Raw genomic sequence first — 23,720 nt, forward strand, 5'->3', positions numbered from 1 at the left:
GCTCCGATCCAGATTGTTGTGATCCTGCTCTGGAGGCCCCTTCGTGCCCGTATCCTATCTCCGTTCCCTGACCTGCGCCGCCGCGCTTTTGTTGACCACTGGCCCGATGGCGGTGGCGGACGGGCTGGCCGGGGCTTACCTGGCCGGGCGGGCCGCGACCTACGACAGCGATTTTGCCGCCTCGGCCAAATATTACACCCGCGCGCTGGTGCGCGACCCGCAGAACGTCACCCTGATGGAGAACCTCGTCTACGCGCAGCTGGCGCTGGGCAACGTGAAATCCGCCCTGCCGGTGGCGCAGCGGATGTGGGAGGCCGGCGTGCGCAGCCAGGTCGCCAATATCGTCATGGCCGGCAACCTCGCGCTTGAGGAGGATTACGCCGGATTGCTGGCGCGTGATGCGCAACAATTCGAAATCAGCCCGCTGGTCGACGGTCTGCTGGACGCATGGGCCTACATGGGCAACGGCGCGGTGTCAGATGCGCTGACCCAGTTCGATGCGGTGGCCGGGCAGGACGGGCTACGTTTCTTTGCGCTCTATCACAAGGCGCTGGCACTGGCCTCTGTCGGCGATTACGAGGGCGCCGAGGAGCTGCTGGCCGCAAATGAGGGCCAATTGGGCCGCTCCTCCCGCCGCGCTGCCATTGCCCGGGTGCAGATCCTGTCGCAGCTTGGCCGCAATGAGCAGGCGCTCGAGGTGCTGGTGGACAGTTTCGGCGCCGGGTTCGATCCCGCGCTGACGGATCTTGCAGACCGTCTCGCCACCGGTGAAACGCTGGCGTTCTCGATCGCGCCAACGCCCCGCGATGGCATGGCCGAGGTGTTCTTCAGCCTCGGGCAGGCGCTGTCGGGCGAGGCCGCGAGCGACTATGTGCTGATGTATGCGCGCATGGCCGCGACCCTCAGCCCCGCGCATGTGGACGCGATCCTGCTCAGCGCCGGGCTGCTGGATCAGATGGGCCGCTACGAGCTGTCGATCGCCACCTACAAGAAAGTGCCGCGCGATCATTCCGATTTCCACGCCGCCGAACTGGGCCGGGCCGAGGCCCTGCGCCGGTCGGCCAATCCGCAGGCGGCACAGGAGGTGCTGGAACAGCTGGTGCGCGATTTCCCGCAGCACATCGCCGTGCACATCGACCTGGGCGATCTGATGCGCCAGCAGGAGGACTATGCCGGTGCCGTGGCGGCCTACAATCGGGCGCTCGACCTCAGCGAGGAGGACGCCCCCAATCGCTGGTTCCTGCTCTATGCGCGCGGCATCTGCCACGAGCGGTTGCAGGAATGGGACGCGGCGGAGGCCGATTTCCGCGCCGCGCTCGAGATCGACCCGGACCAGCCGCAGGTGCTGAACTACCTCGGATATTCGCTGGTGGAGCGTCAGGAAAAGCTGGACGAGGCGCTGGCGATGATCGAACGCGCGGTCGCCGCGCGCCCCGACAGCGGCTATATCGTCGACAGCCTCGGCTGGGTGCTCTACCGGCTCGGAGATTACGCGGCGGCTGTCGGGCATATGGAACGCGCGGTGGAGCTGATGCCGGTGGATCCGGTGGTCAACGATCATCTGGGGGATGTCTACTGGGCCGTGGGTCGCAAGCTGGAGGCCGAATTCCAGTGGAAGCGCGCCCTGTCCTTCGTCGATCCCGAAGACACCAACGCCGAAGCCGACCCGGAACGTATCCGCCGCAAGCTGGAAGTTGGCCTGGATGTGGTTCTGGCCGAAGAAGGCGCGGCCCCCTTGCAGGTGGCCAATGACGACAGCTGAGGTCTTTGCCCCGGCCAAGGTCAACCTCACCCTGCATGTCACCGGCCGTCGCGGCGATGGCTATCATCTGCTCGACAGTCTGGTGGCGTTTGCGGACGTGGGGGACCACCTGCGTCTGACCCCCGGTCCAGAGCTGTCGTTGGCGGTGTCGGGGCTGTTTGCCCCCGGCGTGCCGGAGGATGCGCGCAACCTCGTGTGGCGCGCGGCAGAGGGCGCCGGGTGGACCGGGCGGATCGCGCTGGAGAAATCCCTGCCGCATGGGGCCGGTATCGGGGGCGGGTCTTCGGATGCGGCGGCCCTGCTAAAGGCCCTGACAGAGCAGGGGGGGACGTTTCCCGACGCTCTGCCGCTCTCGCTGGGGGCGGATGTCCCGGTCTGCATGGCCGCTGCGGCGGCGCGGATGCAGGGCATCGGAGAGGAGATCACGGCCGTCGCCTTGCCACGCCTGCCGGCGTTGCTGGTCAATCCCGGCGTCGAAGTGCCCACGGGGGCCGTGTTCTCGGCGCTTGCGTCACGCGACAATCCCCCGATGCCCGCAGAGGTGCCGCTGTTTGACGGCAGCGGAGACTGCGCCGCCTGGCTGGAGGCGCAGCGCAACGATCTGGAGCCGGCGGCGATCCAGGTCGCGCCGCAGATCGACCGGGTATTGAGCGATCTGCGCGGCACCCGCGATGCGCTGATGGCGCGGATGTCGGGGTCGGGGTCGACCTGTTTTGCGCTCTATCCCAGCATGAAGGCCGCGCATTTCGCCGCCTATGAGATCGGCGCAGAACATCCCGAGTGGTGGTGCGTGGCGACCGAACTGACCTGAACCGCCCCGGCCCGGCGAGCCCGGCAGCCCGCCTGACCCGTGCGGTCAGTTCAGACGCGACACCACGTAATCGGCCAGATCGATCAGCATGCTGCGAATGGGGTGCTCCGGCAGGACCGCAAGCGCGGATTTTGCCTTTTCCGCCCAGCCAAAGGCATCCGCGCGTGTTGCTTCCAGCGTGGCGTATTTTGCCATCAGTTCCAGCGCATGCTCCAGATCACCGTCCTGCTGCCGGCCCTTGGCGATGGTGCGCTGCCAGAAGGCGCGCTCCTCATCGGTGGCCTCGGCAATCGCCTTGATCACCGGCAGCGTCAGTTTGCGTTCGCGGAAATCGTCGCCGATGTTCTTGCCGGTCTTTGTGGTGTCGCCCTGATAATCCAGCAGGTCATCGGCGATCTGGAACGCAATTCCAAGCGCGTCACCATAGTCAAACAGCGCCTGCACCTGCGCTTCGGGCGCGTCCGCGATGACGCCGCCCACTTCGGTGGCGGCCGAGAACAGCGCTGCCGTCTTGCCGCGCACCACCTGGAGGTAGATCTCTTCGGTGGTGGCCAGATCGGTCGCTGCCGTCATCTGCAGCACTTCGCCCTCGGCAATGGTCGCCGAGGCATTGGCGAGGATGTCCAGCACCCGCAGCGATCCGGTATCCACCATCAGCTGGAAGCTGCGCGCAAAGAGGTAGTCGCCCACCAGAACCGAGCTTTTGTTGTCCCACAGCAGGTTGGCGGTGGGGCGGCCGCGACGCTGGGCGCTTTCGTCGACCACATCGTCATGCAGCAGCGTAGCGGTATGGATGAATTCGACCGTCGCCGCCAGCTTCAGGTGGTGGTCGCCGGTGTAGCCGCACATCCGTGCCGCTGCGAGCGTCAGCATCGGGCGCAGCCGCTTGCCGCCGGCCTCGACCAGATGCGCGGTCACTTCGGGGATGCGGGGGGCATGTTCCGAGGCCATCCGCTCGCGGATCAGCCGGTTCACGGCCTCCAGTTCCTCCGCAAGGGTGGCGGCCAGCAATTCATGGGGCTTCTGCGTCATCACCTGGTTCATCACATTCCCGACTGATAGGCTCGACAAGACCCCGGTCTTGCCCTTAGATCCATGGATATGAAGGAAGTTCTGCGCAGCACCGATCCGACGATCATGGCCTTTGCCACCGCCCTTCTTAACGGGGAGGGTATAGACTGCTTTGAAATGGACGTAAATATGAGCGTTCTTGAAGGGGGCATCGGGATTTTTCCGCGTCGCCTGCTGGTGCATCCCGATGATCTGGCAGAGGCGCGCGTGGTGATGCGCGACAACGATCTGCCGGTGTCGGACCGTGACTGACCCGGCGGTGTTTTCCGACACCGACCTCAGCCATGATGGCTTCCTCGGGGGGCGCCTCACCCTTGCCCAGCCCCGGACAGGCTATCGTGCCGGGGTGGATCCGGTGCTGCTGGCGGCCAGTGTTGCCGCGCGTCCGGGACAATCGGTGCTGGAGCTGGGCTGCGGCGCGGGGCAGGCGTTTCTCTGCCTTGGGGCGCGGGTGGAGGCGCTGACCCTCACCGGGGTCGAGCTGCAACCCCCCTATGCGGAACTGGCGCGCCAAAATGCCGCTGCCAATGGTATCGCGGCGGAGGTCGTCTGTGCGGATCTCGAACAGCTGCCGGATAGGCTGCGCCAGCAGAGCTTTGACCACGTGATCGCCAACCCGCCCTATTACCGTGCCGGCGCCCATAGCCCGGCGCAGGACGCCGGGCGGCGGACGGCCCTGGGCGAGGCAACCCCGCTGGCGGTCTGGATCGACACTGCCGCTCGGCGGCTGACGCCCAAAGGGTATCTGCATATGATCCAGCGCGCGGATCGTCTGCCCGACATGCTGGCCGCCGCTGCCGGGCGACTGGGCGCGCTGGAGGTGCTGCCGCTGGCGCCCAGGGTGGGGCGCGGGGCGGAGCTGGTGATCCTGCGCGCACGAAAAGGCGGGCGGGCCGCCTTTCGCCTGCATGCACCGCTGGTGTTGCATGCCGGCGCGCGGCACGAACGCGACGGCGCCGACTACAGCGCGGAGGTCACTGCCGTCTTGCGCGACGGAGCCGCCTTGCCCTGGCCGCAACGCTGAATCACCGATCGCTCCGCAGCGGGTCGAAGATTTGCGCTATCTTTGTGCTTTTGAATAGGCAAAGCCGAATGTGGCTGCCCGCAGGTGGGGCTGGATGAGCGGGTTTTAGCCAAAAGTTGCAATTTGCACAAAAGAACCGTTCTGAATTGTGCGTCTGCGGCGTGACAGGTTGAAAGATCCATGCTCCAATCCCCATGTTGTTGGCATCAAGCTTTGAAAAGGAGGAATGACATGAGCCTCAGCTCGCATCTCACCGAACTGAAGAAGAAGCACGAGCATCTGAGCTTTGAAGTGGAACGAGCGGAGAAATCCCCGGCCACAGACCGCCTCCAAGTCAAATCCATGAAAAAAGAGAAACTGCGCCTGAAGGACGAGATCGAGCGTCTCTCCCACGCATAGCGGCGCGGCAGATCGGTTCTCTGCACCTGCATAAGACCGATCCACAGTATCCGATGACGGGCCGCCTAGGGGCTGTATCCCAACCGGTCCCGGTCAGTGACAGGATGAAGGGCCTCGCCAAGCGCGAGGTCCTTTTCTATTTGAGAAAGGCAAATATGCCGGTCTGCGCCTCCGGCGCGTAGGATGTGCCGCCCGCTCAGGCGGTGACGGAGGCCCGCGCGGCCAGAAGGGCTCCGCCGGTGATCAGCAGCGCCGCCAGTGCCAGGCCCCAGGAGGGCGCGGCGATCCCCGCTGCCACCAGAATCAGTGTCGACAGCAGCGGCGCGGCATAGGAACTGGTGCCCAGCATCTGAATGTCGCCCTGTTTGACGCCGATGTCCCAGACGTAGAACGCCAGCCCCACGGGACCGAGACCCAGGAGCAGGGTCGAGCTCCAGCCCAACAGGCCGAGGGGCCAGACGGTCTCTTCCACCAGCAGATGCAGCACGCCGGATGCAATGGCACTGAGCAGGCAGAACACCGCAACCGATGCCGTGGGCGCATGCCCCATCAGGCGAGAGCCGACCGAATAGCTGGACCAGAACAGCGCACACAGAAAGGCAAGGCCGTAGCCGGGCAGATATTGCGCCTGAAACCCGTCACCGCCTCCGGTGATGATGCAGGCCGCCCCGGCAAACCCCAAGAGCGCCCCGAGGAAATGCCCCCCGCGCAGCCGCTCGCCGGGCAGCAGGCCGGAAAACAGCACGATCAGCAGCGGCCAGAGGTACGCGATCAGCCCGGCCTCGGCCGCCGGCGCCGCCCGCAGCGCCGAAAAATAAAGCGCGTGATAGCCGAACACCCCGATCGAGCCAAAGGCATAGACCCGCAGCGGCACCCGGCGCAGCTGGGCCCAACTGTCGGTCATCTGAACCCAGATCAGCCCGATCACCCCACCAATGGTAAAGCAGATCGCATTCAGCATCAGCGGTGGCGTCGGGCTGGAGCCAACCGTCAGCAGCGCCAGAAGCGCCCAGAGGAGAACAGCGACAAATCCAATGGCGGTGGCGCGGGTGCGGGGCATGGGGCGTCAGAGATCCTTGATCGGGATGATTTGAAAATCGTCCCACATATGTGCAGTTTTCTCGATCTCTGCAAAGAACCATTCGCGAAATGCCCGGATCTGCGGGCGATCCTGGGTGCTGGGCAGGCACAGGAACCGAAACCGGGCCTCGGTCTCGATCGCGATCTTGAACGGCGCCACAAGGCGGCCTTCCTGCACATCCTTGATAATCATCGGGCGCCGTCCCAGCGCGACGCCCAGCCCGGCGCAGGCGGCATCAATGGCGTGATCCGCGTGCGAGAAATGGGTGCCATGGCCCGGCGTGAACGCCAGCCCCAAGGCGCGAAACCATGCAGGCCAGTCGCAAGCGGGGCTGAGAAAGCTGATGCTGTCATCATAGATCAGCGGCGCTTCACGCAGGCTTTCGGGGGTGGGAAACCGCTCATAGAGCTCCGGCGTCATCACCGGGGTCAGCCACTCCGGGCGCGCGGGTTGCGATACGAGATCCTCGTCAACGCCATAGCCGAATCGGATCGCCACATCGACGCTGTCGCGGCGCAGGTCCACCACCCGCAACCCCGCCGACAGGCGCAGATCGATGTCGGGATGGCTGCGGGCAAAATCATAGAGCCGCGGCGCCAGCCATTTTGCCGTCAGCGCCGGCCCCGCCGTCACCGTCAGCGAGGTGGTGTCCAGCACCCGCTGCGCCTGTCGCCAGGCCGCGCTCAGGGCCTGAAACCCCGCGTCCGCGCCCGATGCCAGCGCCGCCCCGGCCTCGGTCAATTCCACCGCACGATTGAGGCGGTGAAACAGCGGCGCGCCCAGATGCGCCTCCAGCGATTTGATCTGAAACGACAAGGCGGCCGGAGTCACATTCAACTCCTCCGCCGCCTTGGCAAAGGACATATGTCGGGCAGCTGCGTCAAAGGCGCGCAAAGCGGTGAGCGGGGGCAGGCGGTCGGTCACGGTTCACCCAAGAATAACTTAACCGAAGCTCGCAAAACTCTCGTTTGTCGTCAATCCAACAAATGCGCATATTGAGGACACAACAGAGACGCTAAACCGAAAGGTGGCCAGGATGATTGAATATACTGCAACAGCCGAAGTGAAACAGGGCATGGCCCAGGCCCACGACGCGCGTGCGCAGGTCCTGCGCGATGCGCTCTCATGGATCTTTGCCCGCCGCCGTGCACCGGCTTCGGGGTATCGGGTTTCCCGCTGGACCTCAGCGCGCGCGAGCTGACCAACAGGCCCTTACGGGATGAGAGAAGGGCCGGTTCATCACGAACCGGCCCTTGCTCTGTTCATAGCGTTGCGAAACCCAGATGATCAGACGAAGAACTGGCCACCGTTTGCGGAAATCGTGGAGCCGTTGATAAACGAGGCCTCGTCCGAGGCGAGGAACCCGACGCAGCGGGCGATTTCTTCGGGTTCGCCCAGACGCCCGGTGGGGATCTGTCCGATGATCGCATCGCGCACTTTCTCGGGCACCGCCATCACCATTTCCGTCGCGATATAGCCGGGGCAGACCGCGTTGGCGGTGATGCCCTTGGCCGCACCTTCCTGGGCCAGCGATTTCACGATGCCGAGGTCGCCGGCCTTGGTGGCGGCATAGTTGACCTGTGCAAACTGCCCCTTTTGGCCATTGATCGACGAGATCACCACAACGCGGCCAAAACCCCGCTCGCGCATGCCGGGCCAGACCGGATGTACCGTGTTGAACACGCCGGTCAGGTTGGTGTCGATCACCTGCTGCCATTGTTCGGGCTGCATCTTGTGAAACGGCGCATCGCGGGTGATGCCGGCGTTGGCGACAACGATGTCGATGGGGCCAAGCTCCGCCTCGACCTGTTTGATCCCGGCCTTGCTTTCCTCATAGCTGGCCACGTTCCACTTGTAGGTCTTGATCCCGGTTTCCTCGGTGAACTGTGCAGCTGCGGCATCGTTGCCGGCATAGGTTGCGGCGACCTGACAGCCTTGCGCCTGAAGAGTCTTGGAAATAGCGGCGCCGATACCGCGCGATCCGCCGGTAACAAGGGCAATACGAGCCATGTGAGGGTCCTCCAACTTCTTTACTTCACTTTGTAATCTTATTGCATGGCGCTGCGCCAAGTGGCAATAAAATTTCGTAACCATTTTGCGCTTGCAGAATTGCGCCACGCCTCAGGCCGTGCCCCCACACTAAACCGGAGATTGTAACGGGGGAACGAAAAACAAAGGGGCGTCCGAAGACGCCCCCAAAATTGCCGATATTCCAATCAGGACTGAGCTTTTTACGGGCGCTCCACGCACATGGCGACGCCCATGCCGCCCCCGATGCAGAGCGTCGCGAGGCCTTTTTTCGCGCCGCGGCGTTTCATTTCAAACAGCAGCGTGTTCAGGACGCGGCAGCCCGATGCGCCGATCGGGTGGCCGATGGCGATGGCGCCGCCGTTGACGTTCACGATCTCCGGGTTCCAGCCCATGTCCTTGTTCACGGCGCAGGCCTGGGCGGCAAAGGCTTCGTTGGCTTCGACCAGATCGAGGTCGTCCACAGTCCAGCCGGCCTTGTCCAGCGCCTTGCGCGACGCATAGATCGGGCCGACGCCCATCACGGAGGGGTCGAGGCCGGCCGTCGCATAGGACGCAATGCGCGCCAGCGGTTCGATGCCGCGCTTCTCGGCCTCATCGGCGCTCATCAGAAGGGTGGCGGCGGCGCCGTCGTTCAGACCGGAGGCATTGGCCGCGGTCACCGAGCCGTCCTTGGCAAAGGCGGGGCGCAGTTTCTGCATCGCCTCGATGGTGGCGCCGTGGCGGATGTATTCGTCCTGATCCACGGTGATGTCGCCCTTGCGGTGCTTGACGACAAAGGCGGCGATCTCATCGGCGAATTTGCCCGCCTTCTGTGCCGCTTCGGCCTTGTTCTGCGAGGCCACGGCGAATTCATCCTGCATGTCGCGGGAGATTTGCCATTTTGCGGCGACGTTTTCGGCGGTCTGGCCCATGTGATAGCCGTTGAAAGCGTCCCACAGCCCGTCGCGGATCATCGTGTCGATATATTGCATGTCGCCCATCTTGTGCCCCGCGCGCAGGTTGGCGGCATGGGGGGAGAGCGTCATGTTTTCCTGACCGCCTGCGGCGACGATGGACGCATCTCCCAGCTGAATGTGCTGGGCGCCCAGTGCAACAGCACGCAGACCCGAACCGCAGACCTGGTTGATGCCCCAGGCAGCGCTTTCCTGCGGCAGGCCCGCGTTGATATGGGCCTGACGGGCGGGGTTCTGGCCCTGGGCTGCGGTCAGAACCTGGCCGAGGATGGTTTCCGAGACCTCGGATTTGTCGATGCCGGCGCGGGCCACGACGGCCTCCAGCACGGCGGCGCCCAGATCATGGGCGGGCGTATTGGCGAACGCGCCGCCAAAGCTGCCGACGGCGGTACGCGCGGCGGATGCGATTACTACGTTGGTCATTCGGTCAGTCCTCTGCACTAAATGCGGAAATGCCGACGCGCCGGGGTGTGTAAAGCGTCACCCGGATCGTGCGACGTCTCCTCCCTTTCTCTCACTGGATAGCCCAACCGTGCACGTGCAGCAATGGTTTCGGCGCAGCGGAGCCGGGTTCGGCGCAAAAAGGACGTTCCGGGACTGGAGGGACCGGCACAGGGGTACAGCGGGCAAACGCGCCCTTGCGCCCGTGCTATACCGAGACAGGACAGAGGTGATCGCCGTCCCGGGGCAGGGGAGGTTGCAGTGGTCAGGGCAGCGGATCAGGCGCGGGCGCGGGTCTCGCCCTTTTCGTGCCAGGGGGGCGTGATCGTCGGCGCACCGTAGAGGAACCCTTGCAGGCAATCGACCCCGGCATCCACCAGGAAATCGGCATCCTCTTGCCGTTCCACGGATTCGGCGACGATGAACATGTCGAACTGCTTGGCGATCGCCACCAGAGCCCGGATCACCGCCTGATTGTCGTGATTGCCACTGACGCCGCGGACAAACTGCCCGTCGATCTTCACCGCGTCGAAGAAGAAATCGCGGAAATGTCCGATCGCGGTGGTGCCAGCGCCAAAGTTATCCAGCGCAAAGGCGATGCCGTGCTGCTGCATCTGGTCCATGAAGTCGATCACCAGCTCCGGCGCCGCCATGGCGGAGGCTTCGGAGATTTCCAGCACCAGCCGTTCGCCGAGGAATTCGTCCCGTTCCAAGAACCGCTCAAGCACCTTGTTCCACTGGCTGTAGCCGATGGAGCGGGCGGACATGTTGATCGACAGGCGCACGTTGGGATTGCGTTGCAGCACCCGCAGGCCCTGTTCCAGCGCGAGGCAGTCGAGCTTGCGCCCCAACTCGCGCTCTTCGATCACGCTCATGAACTCGCGGGCGGGAATGATGCGACCAGTGGCGTCCATGACCCGGATGTAGCCCTCGTAAAAGGCGATCGTGTCCTGGGCCTGGCTTTGCACGATGGGCTGATAGGCCAGCAGGGTTTGGTCGTGCTTGACCGCCTCCGCCACCATATCGACCACGCTGCGATCCCGGGCGACGATGGCCGCCGAGAGTGGGTTTTCCGCCCCTTCCGGGATGTCGGTTTTCCAGAAATGCCGTTTCTTCACCTTCGCACGCCCCATCGGTCTGCGGTGACCGGCGCAGCGCCGCCACCGTCCGAGTTGTCCATTGAACTCTAACTTCTCTCAAAAGAGTTGCGTGGAGATTAAGAGGCGCATTTTAGTCAATACCCGGTTCGCAGCCGAAAGACGCTGCAAAACCGGGCGATGCGACAGGTCCAGAACGTGCGTCAGGACCCCGCCACAAGGGCGCCGATCACGGCCTTGGCGCTCTCGGAGCTCCAGTCGGCCTCGCCACGTAACCGTGCGATTTCATTGCCTTCCGGGTCCAGAATCACGGTGATCGGCAGGCCCAGAACGGTCATGTCGCGGGCCACGGCACTCTTGGGGTCCTGATGGCGCGGCAGGTTGGTGACGCCGATTTCTTCAAAGAACTTCTTGATCCCGGCCGGGTTGTTGCGTCCCGTTGCCAGCGTCAAAACTTCGAAATTCTCGCCACCGAACTCGTCTTGCAGGGCCGAGAGCATCGGCATTTCCTTGCGGCAGGGCGGGCACCATGTGGCCCAGAAGTTCAGCAACACATATTTGCCCTCATAGTCCGACAGCTGCGCCTCACCCGCGCCATCGGCCAGCTCAAAGCTGGCATTTGACGCCGGTTTGGCCTCGGTGTGAAAGACCAGTTTCTTCATGTCGCCCTCGCGCAGCGCTTCTACCGCGCTGAGATCGGCGCCAAAGGCGGCATTTGCACCGAGGGCAAGGGCCATATAAAGGGAAAGCTGACGAACTAGACGCATAGTATCTCCAGGGTTGGCCATGACAGACAAGACCTCGAACCAGATGTGGGGCGGCCGCTTTGCCGCCGGACCGGACGCGATCATGGAGGCCATCAATGCCTCGATCGGGTTCGACCAGCGCATGGCAGCGCAGGATATTGCCGGTTCACGGGCGCATGCTGCGATGCTCGCCGCCACCGGTGTGATTACGGATAATGATGCCGAGGCGATCCGTGAAGGGCTGCTCACCGTTTTGTCAGAGATCGAAAGCGGCGAGTTCCAGTTTTCCACAGCACTGGAAGACATCCACATGAATGTCGAGGCGCGCCTGAAGGAAATCATCGGCGAACCGGCAGGCCGTCTGCACACCGGCCGGTCGCGCAACGATCAGGTCGCGACCGACTTTAAACTCTGGGTGCGCGATCAGTTCGATGCCGCAGAAAAAGGCCTGCTGGCGCTGATTGGCGCGCTGGTGGATCAGGCCGAGGCTGGCGCGGAATGGGTGATGCCGGGCTTTACCCACCTGCAAACCGCGCAGCCGGTCACATGGGGGCATCACATGATGGCCTATGTGGAGATGTTTGGCCGCGATCTCAGCCGCGTCCGCGATGCCCGCAAACGGATGAACGAATCGCCCCTTGGCTCTGCCGCGCTGGCGGGGACGTCGTTCCCGATTGATCGCGAGATGACCGCCGAGGCGCTGGGGTTCGACCGCCCGACCGCGAACTCGCTTGATGCGGTCTCGGACCGTGATTTCGCGCTGGAGTTTCTGTCGACCGCCTCCATCTGCGCCATGCATCTGTCGCGCTTTGCCGAAGAGCTGGTGATCTGGTCCTCGGCGCAGTTCCGCTTTGTGACGCTTTCGGATCGGTTCTCCACCGGCTCCTCGATCATGCCGCAAAAGAAAAACCCAGACGCCGCCGAGCTGATCCGCGCCAAGGTGGGCCGGATCTTTGGCGCCAACACGGCGCTGATGATGGTGATGAAGGGGCTGCCGCTGGCCTATTCCAAGGACATGCAGGAAGACAAGGAACAGGTCTTTGATGCCGCCGACAACTGGATGCTGGCGCTTGCGGCGATGGAAGGCATGGTGAAGGACATGACCGGCAACCGCGACAGCCTCGCGGCCGCGGCGGGGTCCGGCTTCTCCACCGCCACCGATCTGGCGGACTGGATGGTGCGGGTTCTCAAGGTGCCGTTCCGCGATGCCCACCATGTGACCGGCGCTTTGGTTGCGATGGCCGAAGGGCGCGGCGTTGATCTGCCGGATCTGACCCTTGAGGACATGAAATCCGTGCACGCGGGCATCACCGAGGATATATTCTCGGTACTGGGCGTGGAAAACTCGGTGAATTCCCGCACATCCTATGGCGGCACCGCCCCCGCGCAGGTGCGCGCGCAGGTGGCGCGCTGGAAACAGATCCTGGGCTGAGCCCGACGCAAGGAGAACGACCATGACCCGTGTTCTGATGGTGCTAGGTGTGGCGGCGTTCCTCGGCGCCTGCGGCGTCGACGGCGAACCGGTGCGCCCGAGCCTGAACGCGGGTCTCGGGATCTCCAACAGCGGTATCCACCTCGGTGGCGCAGTAGGGGTCAGCAAGGGCCCCGTCACCGTCAGCGTCGGCCTGTGAGGGCGCCCGCGTGATGTCCGAGCTTGCAATGCGATGCGCGCAGCGTGGGCCGGGGGCGCTTTGCCGTCGGGTCGGCCTGATCTGCATTACGCTGGGGCTGGCCGCCTGCGATGTCGGCGGCCCACCCCGGGCACCAGCCCCCACACCGCCGTCAGAGCCGGGCATTCACATCTCCGGTGAGGCCCGCGTGGGCGTCGTCTGGAGCGATTGAGGCCGGATCGTCCGGCGCCTCTGCACTCTGCGCGTCCGACCTTTCTCCGGTCCTGACACGCCCCCGAAACCGAGCCTCCCCGGATTACCACATGGTCTTGGCCGCACGCGGGGCCCAGGCGGCGTCATAGGCGGGGCCGCCTTCCTCGCCTGCGGTTTGTTCGGCCAGGATGTCGCCCATCGACGGCAGATCCGCGCTTTCATCCCCGCAGGTCCAGATCCGGGCGCGCATCAGGGCGCGGGCGCATTGGCTGTAGATTTCGTTGATCTTGATCACGATGACCGTGCGCGGCAGTTTGCCCGCTTTGTCAAACCGCCGCAGCAGGTCAGGGTCGGCGGTCACTTTGGCGGTGCCATTGACGCGCACCACGTTGTTTGATCCCGGCACCAGGAACATCAGTGACACCCGCCCGTCGCGCACGATATTGCGCAATGAATCGATGCGGTTGTTGCCGTGCCAGTCCGGCAGCGCCAGCGTGCCTGGATCCAGTTCCTGCACCACCGGACCGTCATCGCCGCGGGGGCTGTCGTCGGTGCCCTCCGGCCCGACCGTGGCCAGCATGCACAGGCGCGATGCCATGATCCATTTGCGATAGAGCGGCGTCATCTGCCGCGCCACTTTACGTAACGAAGGCGCTCCCGGTGTCCCGTAAAGCGCCTCCAGATCTTCAACCGTGTTGACGAAGTCCATCGTGTTCAAACCCCAATTCTGACATCAGTGCATCCGACCGGGTCTCGATGCGGCGCTCCAGCTCGGCCATGAACAGGTCCCGCTCCTGTCCCGGCGGGATCGGGTCGAGGAACTCGACGACCCCGAGGCCGGGTTTGCGCAGTATGCCGGTGCGCGGCCACAACAGGCCCACGTTGGTGGCGACCGGAACGCAGGGCTGCTGCAACTCCGCATAGAGCACGCCGCTGCCCACCTTGTAGGACTTCTGCGCGCCCGGCGCGACGCGGGTGCCCTGCGGGTAGATCACCAGCTGCCCCGGTTCGGTGAACTCCTTGGCCACATCCTGCACCATCCGGGCGATCGCGGCCCCGCGGCGGCCCCGGTTGACGGGGATGCATCCCAGGCGCTTGGCATAAACGCCGATGATCGGGGTCCACATCAGCTCTCGCTTCATGATGAACTTGGCCTGCGGCAGCGCGTTGAAGATGACGAGAATATCAAGGAAACTCTGATGCTTGGCCGCGACGATGACCTCGCCGATGGGCACCGTGCCGCGCACCTCGGTGCGAATGCCGACCATCCAGCGCGCGCTCCACAGCGCCCAGCGGGCATAGGTCTTGCAGGCTTGCCGCGCGCCGTTCTTCGACAAGAGCGCATAAGGGGCGAAGACGATGCCCAGCAGCAGCATGGCGGCATAGATCTGGATCACGTAGATCAGCGAGCGAAGATATTGAAAGGCAAGGGTCACGCAAGTTCTCCGAGACGTTTGCGCGCCGCGCGGGTGGTGGCCGCAAAGGCCACGGTCGCCGCGACAGGCGGGATGAGGAGCGGCAGCAGCCAGCGCCAGCTCTGGAAGCCAAGCCCGGTGAGAAAGCCCCCTTCCTCCGAGGCCGCCGGCATCAGCCAGACGCCGATCATGCCCAGCCCGACGCCGACAGCGGCCCCGGTCAGCGCCCGCAGGGTGAAACGGCGCACAAAGGCCTGCGCGATATAGCTGTCCTGCGCCCCCACCAGCCGCAGCACCTCGATCACCTGCGCGTTGGCAGCAAGGGCGGCATTGGCCGCCAGCGTAATCATCGCGGCCATGGCGCCGCCAATGAGCAGGATCGACACCACACCAAGGCGACGCAGGGCGATCGCCGCCTCCACCAGCGGGCGCCGCCAGCGGGCATGGTCGTCAAGCACCGCACCGGGCACCTCCGCCTGCAGCCGCAGCCGCAGCCCCTGGGCGTCATAGCCGGGATCGTCCTCGGTCACCTCGATCAGCTGCGGCACCGGCAGCGTGTCCAGCGGGATGCCAGCGCCGAACCAGGGCGCCAGCAGCGCCGCCTGTTCCTCTTGGGTCAACGCCCGGGCCTTGGCGACGCCGGGGGTCTGACGCAGGATTTCCAGTGCCGCCTGGGTCTGGGCATCGCGCTGTTCGGCGGGCGCATTGATGCGCAGGGTCGCGGCGCGCGCCAGCTCATCCGACCAGCGCGTGGCCACCCGACCCGAGGCCAGCGACAGCGCCAGCGCAAAGACACAGAGAAACGCCATCGCGCCGGAGACGAACAGCGTCAGCTGCGCGGTAAAGCCGGAGGGCGGCACCACCCGGTCGGCCTGGGCGTCACCGATGATGAGCTTGCGCAGCGCGTTCATAGGTCTGCCCCCGCCGAGACGATCTGCCGGTTCGACAGCCGCAGCACCCGCGCCTGCACCTGGTTCTTGGCGGCGCGGATCAGCGGCAGGTCATGGGTCGCCACCAGGATCGTCTTGCCCATGTGGTTCAACTCCACCAGCAGCCGCAGCAGGCGCTGCGACATTTCCCAGTCGACGTTGCCGGTGGGTTCGTCCGCGATGATCACATCAGGGCTGAGGATGACCGCACGGGCCAGGGCTGCGCGCTGGCGCTCGCCGCCCGACAGTTCCGGCGGCAGGGCGTCCATCCGCTCGGACAGGCCGACCCAGTTCATCAGTTCCTGCAGGTTCGCCTGTTCTTCCATCAGGCCGCGACCCGACACCGTCAGGGGCAGGGCGATGTTTTCCACCACCGGCAGGTGGTCGAGAAAGCGGCAGTCCTGATGCACCACGCCGACGCGACGGCGCAGATAGGCCATCTGGTCCCGGTCCAGCCCCTTCACGTCCATGTTGAAGGCGCGCACATGGCCCGAGGTCGGCGTCAGGGCCCCGTAGCACAGCTTGAGCAGCGTGGTCTTGCCCGCACCGGACGGGCCGGTCAGAAAGTGGAAGGAGCCGGGCGCCAGCTGCACGGAAAGGTTGCTGAACAGCTCTCCTCCGCCGTAGTTGTAGCCCACATCTTCGAGTTCGATCACGATTGCATCCCAGCCCGAGGTTTCTGCCAGCGCGCGGCCATTCCGCGTTGCGTCGCGGTGTTTTGCACGAGCAAGGCGGCAGTTTCAATGGTGCGCGCAACCGGGTGCGGCGCGCAATCTGGAGGCCCGGCGGGGATTGGCTCTTTCTTGCCTTTCAGGAAGTTACTATGATTAGAGGGAAATTCACCCTTTTCGGGGTCACAGGGCCCGCCAAGGAGACCGGATGAGACTGATTTGCCCCAATTGCGGCGCACAATACGAGGTGCCCGAGGACGTGATCCCGGACGACGGGCGCGATGTGCAATGCTCCAATTGCGGTGATACCTGGTTTCAACCCTCCGCCCGCATGCTGGCTGAAACCGCGGCACAGCCCGCGGCGTCGACGGCTATGGCGCCTGACGAACCGGCACCGGAACCCGAGCCAGCACCCGCGCCGGACCCGGAGCCGACACCGACGCCAGCGCCCGAACCGTCTCCAGAACCCAGCCCGACGCCGCCCTCCGACCCGGCTCCCGCTGATCCGGCATCGGAGCCCGCACCGCAGGAAATCCCCGAGCCTCCCGCCGAGGAGGTCTGGCCGCCTGCGCCCGAGCCCGAGGTCCCCGCCGCCGCGGCCGATGCCACCTGGCAGGAGGACCCGGAGGCGCCCGAGAGCGCAGCGGAACGGGACGCCGCGGCCGGGGACGAGGAGGACGACATCGACGATGAGGCGGCGACTGCGCCGCCGCGCCCCGTGGATGCACCGCCCAAGCGTCGTCTGGATCCCGAAGTGTCCCGCGTGCTGCGTGAGGAAGCTCTGCGCGAAAGCGCCCTCAGATCCGGGCAGGACGGGTTGGAAACCCAGGCCGAACTGGGCCTGTCCGATCCGGCCGAGGATGAGGCGAGCCGCCGTGCGCGACAGGCGCAGGACCGTGTGGCGCGGATGCGGGGCGAGCCCCCCGCGCCCGATCCGGCACCGGCAGAGCCGGCGGCACGCCCCCGGGAGGATGCCGGGGCGTCCGAACGCGTGATGCCGGAGACCACCTCCCGCCGCGACCTGCTGCCGGACATCGAGGAGATCAACAGTGGCTTTGCCTCCGGCGGCGGCTCTGCGACGCCGCCCCCGGAACAGGATCTGCCGCGTGCCCGGCAACGCAGCGGCTTTTCACGCGGCTTTGTCCTGATGATCCTGCTGATGGTGGCGGCGATCCTAGTCTACGCCAATGCCCCCGCCATTGCCGAGCGCCTGCCGCAGGCCGATCCTTACATCAGCGCCTATGTGGCCTGGGTCGACCAGCTGCGTCTGTGGCTTGATGCCAAGGCCAGCGCGCTGGCGGCGGACTGAGCCAACACCGTTATTCGACACTGACAGCACAACGCCGCGTTCGCCAAAGGCCGAACGCGGCGTTTGTGTTTCTGTCCCGCTGCGGGGCCGTGAGGGTCAGAATTTATCCAGCAGGCGTTGCAGGTAATTGCGTTCGCTTTCGCTGCGCTCCCGCTCGCCGGCACGGCGGCGGATTTCCTCGAGCAGATCCCAGGCGCGGCGATAGGCCTGGCCGTCGCTGATGCTGTCGCGGCTGAACATGTCGCCACCCTGGCCGCTGCGGTCGCGGCCCAGAGGATCGAGCGCGTTGCCCTGGCGGTTGCCGAGGCCCTGCTGGTTGCCCGGCTGCTGGCCCTGTTGTTGCTGTTCCGCCATGGCCTCGCCCAGGGCGCGCATGCCTTCGCGCAGCGCTTCCATCGCTTCGGACTGGCGGTCGATGGCTTCGGCATAATCGCCACCGCGCAGGGCCTCTTCGGCGCCCTCCATGGCGCGCCCGGCCTGATCGAGGGAGTCGCGCGCCGCGTCGCCCTCGGGACCGCCCAGAGGCAGACCGTCGCGCTGGCGCTGCAACTCGTTGCGCAGGGCCTGTTGCCGCTGCGCCAGATCTTCGGGGCTGCCGGGGGTGGCGCCGGGGGCCGAACTGCCGCCCTGACCCTGACCGCCCTCGCTCTGGTCGCGCTCACCGGGAGACTGGCCGTCACTGCCGCCCTGCCCCCCCTGGCCGCCCTCGTGGGACTGGCCGCGCCCAAGCCCGCCATTGCGCCCTTCGTTGCCCTGGCTTTCCCCGCGGCGGGCATCGGGATTGAACTGTTCCTGCAAGTCGCGGAAAGCCTGATCGGACAGGCCCTGCTGATCGCGCAGGGTTTCGGCGAGCCCTTCCATCGCCTCCTGGCCCGGGCTGCCGCCTTCACCACCTTCGCCTTGTGTGACGCGCATGTTCTCCATCATCTGCTGGAACTCGCGCAGGGCCTGTTCGGCCTCGGCCATGCGGCCCTGTTCCATCAGCTCCTGGATGCGGTCCATCATCGCCTGCAGGTCGGACTGGCTCAGCTGCATGCTGTTCTGCTGCCCCTCCTCGCCGCCGTCCTGCGAGTCGCCCTGTTCCTGCGCCTGCCGCGACAGCTGGCGCATGTAATCCTCGGTCGCCTCGCGCAGTTCCTGCATCAGGCGGGCGATTTCCTCGTCGCTGGCCCCGTCCCGCATTGCCTGGCTCAGCCGTTCCTGGGCCTGGCGCATACGCTCCAGCGCATCGCCGACATCGCCCTCTTCCAGCTGCAAGGCCAGATCCCACAGCGCGGTGGCGATCTCCTCCTGCTGTGCCACGCTGATCGGACCCTGCGCGCCAAAGCTTTCGAGCCGCTTCAGGATCGTGCGCAGTTGCAGATAGTTGCCCATATCGGGGAACACATCCTCGGGGCGGTGGCTGAGGGTGCGCAGGATCTGCGCCACCCTTGGGCCATTTGCCCGCGCCCACAAAAGATCGCGACGCTGTTCGATCAGGGCCGCCGCCATCGGGTCAAAGAACCGGCGCGCGGTCAGCGGCGCGGAGAGGGTCGCGGCGCGGCTTTGCTGTCCCGGCGCATCCTCTGAGCGAAAACTGTAGACCACCGGCAGATTGGCCCATGGATGGGCGGAGAAATCCTCGACCAGCGCCTCGCTGAACATGCGGCGGTCGCCGGTCAGGGACAGGGGTAGCGGCACGGTGATCGGGTCGCGCGCATCCGGTGGCGTCGCCAGCCCATGCGTGCGCGGCAATGCAGTGTCGTCCAGCGTGATGGTCACCTGACCGCCAATCACGCCATAATCATCGGCGGCGTCGAACGGCAGCGTCATGGTCCCGTCCGCGGCCAGGTCCGGCGTCCCGGTGATGGCCACATCCGGCGGCGCGTCGGCGATCACCGAGACCTGCCAGCTGTCGCCGCCCGGCCCGTCGATCGTCAGATCACCGCTGCGGGTGACGGCAAAGCTCTGTTCCGGATCGGTGGCCGAGGGCAGCTCTCCGGTGCGCCCGGAGACGGTCTCGGCCAGAGCCAGATCGCCGACCTCGCCGTAAAAGCGCAGGGTGATCTGGCTGTTTTCGGGAATGCGCAACTCCGTCCCGGTCATGTCGCCCAGATAGAGCGTCGGCAGGCCGGTATAGCGCGGCGGTTCGATCCAGCCCTCCCAGGTGGGGCCCGACAGGCCCGCAGTGCCCGTGCCCGGCAACAGCTCGGCCACGCTGCCGGCGCGCCAGGCGGTGCCGAACAGGACCCCGGTGACCAGCACCAGCAGCGCCACATAGCGCAGCGCATAAGGGTCGCGGTCATGCAGCCGCAGGTTTGGCGCCGGGGCTTCGGCGCGGGCGGCGCGGGCGGCCATACGGTCCTGATGCGCCTGCCACAGGGCAATCGAGGCCGGGTCGGTCGCCCCGGAGGCCTGGGTATCCAGAAGCGCGGCAATGGGCCGGCCCGGCAGGGTCTGGTCGAGGCGGATCAGCGCGTCCTCGTCGCGGGGCCAGCGAAAGCGCAAAGCCCCCCAGACCAACGCCGCCGCGCTGCCCAAGAGGGTGATGACAACCAGCGCCCAGACCGCTTCGACCGCCAGCCAGTCGAAGCCGCCCAGCAATACGATGCCGGTGGCCAGGAACAGGATCGTCACCAAGGGCCAGAACGCCCGCCACAGGCGTTCCGCAACAAGGCCAAGCCGGGTCATCACGATCGCCCGGCGCAGCGGTGCCAGCGCCGGTGGGCGGGGGGACGATCCGACCTCGACGGACGGGTCAGGGGTGTGCTGCTCGGTCATGCCGCTGTGCCTCCGCGCGGGTCCCGACAGGGGAGAGACCACCTGTCGTCGGGCTGCTGACCCGCCACCGCCGGTCTCGACCGGACGGGATCAGGTCCCGGACCGGCGCAGGGCGGAGCGTGTTACAGCCACTCCGGGATGGTATCGCGATTTATCATCTCGTCAAAGGTCGGGCGGTGCCGGATGACCGCAAATTGATCGCCATGCACCAGAACCTCGGGGATCAGCGGGCGCGAGTTGTACTCGCTCGACATCACCGCGCCGTAAGCGCCCGCACTGCGGAAGGCGACCAGATCGCCCGCCCCCAGCGGCGGCATCTGGCGCTGCTTGGCAAAGGTGTCGCCGCTTTCGCAGACCGGACCGACGATATCATAAGGCTTGGGTTCCAGTCCCGGAGTGGGTTCCACCACCGGAATGATATCGTGATAGGCCTCATACATGGCGGGGCGGATGAGGTCGTTCATCGCGCCATCCAGAATCAGGAAATCGCGCCCTTCGCCCTCTTTGACGTAGATCACCTTGGAGACCATGATGCCTGCGTTGCCCGCCACCAGTCGGCCCGGCTCGATCTCGATCTCGCAGCCCAGATGGCCGAGTTCTTCCTTGATCATCTGGCCGTATTCCACCGGCAGCGGCGGTGCCTCGTTGGAGCGGGTGTACGGGATGCCCAGCCCGCCGCCCAGATCGAGGCGGCGAATGTCGTGACCATCGTCGCGCAGGGTCTGCGTCAGCTCCGCAACCTTTTGATACGCAAGGCGGAACGGGTCGAGATCCGTGAGCTGGGAGCCGATGTGAACGTCGATCCCGATGACCTCAAGCCCCGGCAGGCTGGCGGCATGGGCATAGACCTCGCGGGCGCGCGCGATCGGGATGCCGAATTTGTTCTCGGATTTGCCGGTGGCGATCTTGGCGTGGGTCTTGGCATCCACATCCGGATTCACCCGCACGGTGATCGGCGCGGTGGTGCCGAGTTCCAGCGCGACGGTGTTGATGACGTCCATTTCCGGCTCGGATTCGACGTTGAACTGGCGAATGCCGCCGCTTAGCGCGGTCCGGATCTCGTCTGCGGTCTTGCCAACGCCGGAAAAGACGATCTTGTCCCCCGGCACACCTGCGGCCCTGGCGCGGCGGTATTCGCCCTCGCTGACCACATCCATGCCCGCACCCGCCGCGGCCAGCGTTTTCAGGATCGCCTGATTGGAGGCGGCCTTCATCGCGTAGCACACCAGATGGTCGGTGCCTTCCAATGCCTCGTCAAACAGGCGGAAGTGGCGCAGGAGCGTCGCGGTCGAATAGACGTAGAACGGCGTGCCCACCGCAGCGGCAATCTCGGCTACGGGGACGTCTTCGGCGAACAAGGCGCCATCGCGGTAGAGAAAATGATCCATGGCCCGCGTTTAGGGCAAAACCGGCCCCTGGGGCAAATGATTCCGATCATGCCGGGGCCGCTGATCCGGATGGTTTTGGCATCGCGGGGGATGACCTGGCGCCAGCCCGCGCAGGTGGGGGAATGACGCCGCGACCAATTGCCGGTTCCACTGCGGTCCCACCGCGCCGGTCGGGCGCCTGCGAGGTCAGCTCATCAGCAGTTCGCCGACCAGGATCTGTGGACGGATATTGGTGAAATTCGCCACATCGTCGATGATGACACCGCCTTTATCCCCCATGGCGGTATCGAGGGCCTCCATATCCGGGAAGGTGATCGTGGCAATCAGCAGGTAGGGCGGCGGCACATCCGGGCCGCCCGCCAGCCCGCGCGTTGCCTCGACCGTTTCGATCAGATCGCCCCAGTGCTCCTCGATCAGGGGCAGGTGGGTCTCGACGTAGTAGTCATAATCGAACTGCGCCTCCTCGGGCGCGGGATAGAGCACTTGCAGGCTGACGGTCATGGTTGCGTTCCTTTGCAGACGGAAACGGCCCGCCGATGTGGCGGGCCGATGAGATATGCGGCGGGATTGCTCCGCCGGGCCCGGTTGGGCTTAACTGTGGATGGCGCCGTCGCCGCAGGCAAGGGCGGCTTCGCGCACGGCCTCGGAATAGGTCGGGTGCGCGTGGCAGGTCAGCGCCAGATCCTCGGCAGAGGCGCCGAATTCCATCGCCACGCAGATCTCGTGGATCAGATCGCCTGCGCCGGGGCCGATGATGGCCGCGCCGAGGATGCGGTCGGTTTCCTTGTCGGCGATCAGTTTGACAAAACCACCCTCGGCCTGATGCACAGCCTTGGCGCGCGCATTGCCCATGAACATGAACTTGCCGGTCTTGATCTTGCGGCCCTCGGCCTTGAGCGCGTCCTCGGTGGCACCGACGGTCGCAACCTCGGGTGTGGTGTAGACCACACCGGGAATGACGCCGTAGTTCACATGGCCATGTTTGCCCGCGATCACCTCGGCGACGGCCATGCCCTCGTCCTCGGCCTTATGCGCGAGCATCGGACCCTCGATGACGTCGCCGATGGCGTAGATGCCTTTGACATTGGTGGCCCATTGCGCGTCGGTGGCGATCTGGCCGCGTTCGGTCATCTTGACACCCAGCGCATCCAGCCCAAGGCCCTCGGCATAGGGTTTACGCCCTGTTGCAACCAGCACCACATCGGCCTCGATGACCTCGGCGTCGCCGCCCTTTTTCGGCTCATAAGAGATTTTGGCCTTGGACTTGGTGGTTTCCACCCCCTTGACGGCGGCCCCCATGATGAAGCTGAGGCCCTGCTTTTCAAGGATGCGCTTGAAGCCGCGCTGGACGTCCTTGTCCATGCCGGGGCAGACCGCGTCCATATATTCGACCACGGTGACCTCCGCGCCGAGGCGCGCGTAGACCGAGCCCAGCTCCAGACCGATGACGCCTGCGCCGATCACGACCATTTTCTTTGGCACCTTGGGCAGTTCCAGCGCGCCGGTGCTGTCGACCACGATCCCCTTGTCGTTGTCGACCTCGACGCCCGGCAGGGAAGAGGGCACGGAGCCGGAGGCAATCACGATGTTCTTGGCCTCATGAGTGTCGTCACCCACTTTGACCTTGCCGGCCTCGGGGATCGACGCCCAGCCCTTGAGCCAGTCGATCTTGTTCTTCTTCATGAGGAACTCAACACCGCCGGTGTTCTGGCCGATGACTTCATCCTTGTAGGATTTCATCTGGTTCCAGTCGACCGAGGGGCTTTTGCCCTTGAGACCCATAGCGCCGAAGTTGTGCTCCGCCTCATGCAGCATATGGGTCGCGTGCAACAGCGCCTTGGAGGGGATGCAGCCCACGTTGAGGCAGGTGCCGCCGAGGGTCTCGCGGCCTTCGACGATGGCGGTCTTCAGGCCCAGCTGGGCGCAGCGGATGGCGCTGACATAGCCGCCGGGGCCGGCGCCGATGATGATGACGTCATAGGATGCCATGGGTCATGTGCTCCTTTGGA

Annotated in this window: 25 protein-coding genes; 10 read left to right on the forward strand and 15 right to left on the reverse strand. The window is 65.4% G+C overall.

What is annotated here, in order from left to right; genetic code table 11:
* Positions 1 to 43: 43 nt before the first annotated feature.
* Both MHM97_RS01185 and MHM97_RS01190 read left to right on the forward strand, forming a co-directional pair.
* Positions 44 to 1,762 carry a tetratricopeptide repeat protein gene (locus MHM97_RS01185; protein WP_239318724.1) on the forward strand — a complete coding sequence of 573 codons (1,719 nt, stop codon included), beginning with the start codon at positions 44 to 46 and terminating at the stop codon, positions 1,760 to 1,762.
* Positions 1,749 to 2,573, forward strand: a complete 825-nt coding sequence (locus MHM97_RS01190; RefSeq protein WP_239318725.1) for a 4-(cytidine 5'-diphospho)-2-C-methyl-D-erythritol kinase — start codon at positions 1,749 to 1,751, stop codon at positions 2,571 to 2,573. The genes MHM97_RS01185 and MHM97_RS01190 overlap by 14 nt, the downstream gene beginning before the upstream one ends.
* Before the next feature lie 45 nt (positions 2,574 to 2,618).
* Here the strand turns inward: MHM97_RS01190 and MHM97_RS01195 are convergent, their stop codons facing one another.
* A complete protein-coding gene (locus MHM97_RS01195) occupies positions 2,619 to 3,617 on the reverse strand; it encodes a polyprenyl synthetase family protein (protein ID WP_239318726.1) in 999 nt (332 codons plus the stop codon).
* Positions 3,618 to 3,674: 57 nt separating this feature from the next.
* Between MHM97_RS01195 and MHM97_RS01200 the strand changes: the two genes are divergently transcribed.
* The 3 genes from MHM97_RS01200 (at position 3,675) to MHM97_RS01210 (ending at position 5,067) form a co-directional block, all read left to right on the forward strand.
* Complete coding sequence (locus tag MHM97_RS01200; RefSeq protein ID WP_239318727.1) at positions 3,675 to 3,896, forward strand: putative signal transducing protein; 222 nt, start codon at positions 3,675 to 3,677, stop codon at positions 3,894 to 3,896.
* A complete protein-coding gene (locus tag MHM97_RS01205; protein WP_239318730.1) occupies positions 3,889 to 4,668 on the forward strand; it encodes a tRNA1(Val) (adenine(37)-N6)-methyltransferase in 780 nt (259 codons plus the stop codon). The genes MHM97_RS01200 and MHM97_RS01205 overlap by 8 nt, the downstream gene beginning before the upstream one ends.
* Positions 4,669 to 4,899: 231 nt before the next feature.
* A complete protein-coding gene (locus MHM97_RS01210) occupies positions 4,900 to 5,067 on the forward strand; it encodes a YdcH family protein (protein WP_239318732.1) in 168 nt (55 codons plus the stop codon).
* Between the two features lie 196 nt (positions 5,068 to 5,263).
* On the opposite strand, the gene yddG is transcribed toward MHM97_RS01210, so the two are convergent.
* Positions 5,264 to 6,127 (reverse strand): aromatic amino acid exporter YddG, encoded by an 864-nt coding sequence (gene yddG, locus MHM97_RS01215; protein WP_239318734.1) that lies wholly within the window; start codon positions 6,125 to 6,127, stop codon positions 5,264 to 5,266.
* Positions 6,128 to 6,133: 6 nt separating this feature from the next.
* Positions 6,134 to 7,072 carry a transcriptional regulator GcvA gene (locus tag MHM97_RS01220; RefSeq protein WP_239318735.1) on the reverse strand — a complete coding sequence of 313 codons (939 nt, stop codon included), beginning with the start codon at positions 7,070 to 7,072 and terminating at the stop codon, positions 6,134 to 6,136.
* A 112-nt stretch (positions 7,073 to 7,184) separates the two neighbouring features.
* Between MHM97_RS01220 and MHM97_RS01225 the strand changes: the two genes are divergently transcribed.
* On the forward strand, positions 7,185 to 7,349 hold the full coding sequence (locus MHM97_RS01225; RefSeq protein ID WP_239318736.1) for a hypothetical protein: 165 nt from the start codon (positions 7,185 to 7,187) through the stop codon (positions 7,347 to 7,349).
* A gap of 86 nt (positions 7,350 to 7,435) precedes the next feature.
* On the opposite strand, the gene phbB is transcribed toward MHM97_RS01225, so the two are convergent.
* From phbB to MHM97_RS01245, 4 genes are all read right to left on the reverse strand, one after another.
* Complete coding sequence (gene phbB / locus MHM97_RS01230) at positions 7,436 to 8,158, reverse strand: acetoacetyl-CoA reductase (protein ID WP_239318737.1); 723 nt, start codon at positions 8,156 to 8,158, stop codon at positions 7,436 to 7,438.
* A gap of 221 nt (positions 8,159 to 8,379) precedes the next feature.
* Positions 8,380 to 9,555, reverse strand: coding sequence for an acetyl-CoA C-acetyltransferase (locus MHM97_RS01235; RefSeq protein WP_239318738.1), 1,176 nt, complete (start codon positions 9,553 to 9,555; stop codon positions 8,380 to 8,382).
* Positions 9,556 to 9,851: 296 nt separating this feature from the next.
* On the reverse strand, positions 9,852 to 10,691 hold the full coding sequence (locus MHM97_RS01240; protein ID WP_239318739.1) for an EAL domain-containing protein: 840 nt from the start codon (positions 10,689 to 10,691) through the stop codon (positions 9,852 to 9,854).
* A gap of 182 nt (positions 10,692 to 10,873) precedes the next feature.
* Positions 10,874 to 11,437, reverse strand: coding sequence for a TlpA disulfide reductase family protein (locus MHM97_RS01245; RefSeq protein ID WP_239318740.1), 564 nt, complete (start codon positions 11,435 to 11,437; stop codon positions 10,874 to 10,876).
* Between the two features lie 19 nt (positions 11,438 to 11,456).
* Between MHM97_RS01245 and argH the strand changes: the two genes are divergently transcribed.
* The 3 genes from argH to MHM97_RS01260 are packed head-to-tail and all read left to right on the forward strand — an operon-like array spanning position 11,457 to position 13,258.
* Positions 11,457 to 12,848 carry an argininosuccinate lyase gene (gene argH / locus MHM97_RS01250; protein WP_239318741.1) on the forward strand — a complete coding sequence of 464 codons (1,392 nt, stop codon included), beginning with the start codon at positions 11,457 to 11,459 and terminating at the stop codon, positions 12,846 to 12,848.
* A gap of 22 nt (positions 12,849 to 12,870) precedes the next feature.
* Positions 12,871 to 13,047 (forward strand): hypothetical protein, encoded by a 177-nt coding sequence (locus tag MHM97_RS01255; protein WP_239318742.1) that lies wholly within the window; start codon positions 12,871 to 12,873, stop codon positions 13,045 to 13,047.
* A 13-nt stretch (positions 13,048 to 13,060) separates the two neighbouring features.
* The gene (locus MHM97_RS01260) at positions 13,061 to 13,258 is read left to right on the forward strand and encodes a hypothetical protein (RefSeq protein WP_239318743.1); all 198 of its coding nucleotides are present in this window, start codon (positions 13,061 to 13,063) and stop codon (positions 13,256 to 13,258) included.
* A gap of 84 nt (positions 13,259 to 13,342) precedes the next feature.
* On the opposite strand, the gene MHM97_RS01265 is transcribed toward MHM97_RS01260, so the two are convergent.
* The 4 genes from MHM97_RS01265 to MHM97_RS01280 are packed head-to-tail and all read right to left on the reverse strand — an operon-like array spanning position 13,343 to position 16,239.
* A complete protein-coding gene (locus MHM97_RS01265; protein ID WP_239318744.1) occupies positions 13,343 to 13,948 on the reverse strand; it encodes a pyridoxamine 5'-phosphate oxidase family protein in 606 nt (201 codons plus the stop codon).
* A complete protein-coding gene (locus tag MHM97_RS01270; protein ID WP_239318746.1) occupies positions 13,926 to 14,675 on the reverse strand; it encodes a lysophospholipid acyltransferase family protein in 750 nt (249 codons plus the stop codon). The genes MHM97_RS01265 and MHM97_RS01270 overlap by 23 nt, the downstream gene beginning before the upstream one ends.
* On the reverse strand, positions 14,672 to 15,565 hold the full coding sequence (locus tag MHM97_RS01275; protein ID WP_239318747.1) for a cell division protein FtsX: 894 nt from the start codon (positions 15,563 to 15,565) through the stop codon (positions 14,672 to 14,674). The genes MHM97_RS01270 and MHM97_RS01275 overlap by 4 nt, the downstream gene beginning before the upstream one ends.
* The gene (locus MHM97_RS01280; RefSeq protein WP_239318748.1) at positions 15,562 to 16,239 is read right to left on the reverse strand and encodes a cell division ATP-binding protein FtsE; all 678 of its coding nucleotides are present in this window, start codon (positions 16,237 to 16,239) and stop codon (positions 15,562 to 15,564) included. The genes MHM97_RS01275 and MHM97_RS01280 overlap by 4 nt, the downstream gene beginning before the upstream one ends.
* Before the next feature lie 223 nt (positions 16,240 to 16,462).
* On the opposite strand from MHM97_RS01280, the gene MHM97_RS01285 reads away from it, so the two are divergent.
* On the forward strand, positions 16,463 to 17,563 hold the full coding sequence (locus tag MHM97_RS01285) for a zinc-ribbon domain-containing protein (protein ID WP_239318749.1): 1,101 nt from the start codon (positions 16,463 to 16,465) through the stop codon (positions 17,561 to 17,563).
* A 96-nt stretch (positions 17,564 to 17,659) separates the two neighbouring features.
* Here MHM97_RS01285 and MHM97_RS01290 read toward each other — a convergent pair whose 3' ends face one another.
* From MHM97_RS01290 to lpdA, 4 genes are all read right to left on the reverse strand, one after another.
* Positions 17,660 to 20,323, reverse strand: a complete 2,664-nt coding sequence (locus MHM97_RS01290) for a TIGR02302 family protein (protein ID WP_239318750.1) — start codon at positions 20,321 to 20,323, stop codon at positions 17,660 to 17,662.
* Between the two features lie 122 nt (positions 20,324 to 20,445).
* On the reverse strand, positions 20,446 to 21,711 hold the full coding sequence (lysA, locus tag MHM97_RS01295; RefSeq protein ID WP_239318751.1) for a diaminopimelate decarboxylase: 1,266 nt from the start codon (positions 21,709 to 21,711) through the stop codon (positions 20,446 to 20,448).
* Between the two features lie 186 nt (positions 21,712 to 21,897).
* Positions 21,898 to 22,212 carry an EthD family reductase gene (locus MHM97_RS01300; RefSeq protein ID WP_239318752.1) on the reverse strand — a complete coding sequence of 105 codons (315 nt, stop codon included), beginning with the start codon at positions 22,210 to 22,212 and terminating at the stop codon, positions 21,898 to 21,900.
* Positions 22,213 to 22,302: 90 nt separating this feature from the next.
* Positions 22,303 to 23,700, reverse strand: coding sequence for a dihydrolipoyl dehydrogenase (gene lpdA / locus MHM97_RS01305; RefSeq protein ID WP_239318753.1), 1,398 nt, complete (start codon positions 23,698 to 23,700; stop codon positions 22,303 to 22,305).
* Between the last annotated feature and the right edge of the window lie 20 nt (positions 23,701 to 23,720).

This window comes from Epibacterium sp. Ofav1-8 (genome assembly GCF_022348185.1).
Taxonomy (GTDB): domain Bacteria; phylum Pseudomonadota; class Alphaproteobacteria; order Rhodobacterales; family Rhodobacteraceae; genus Epibacterium.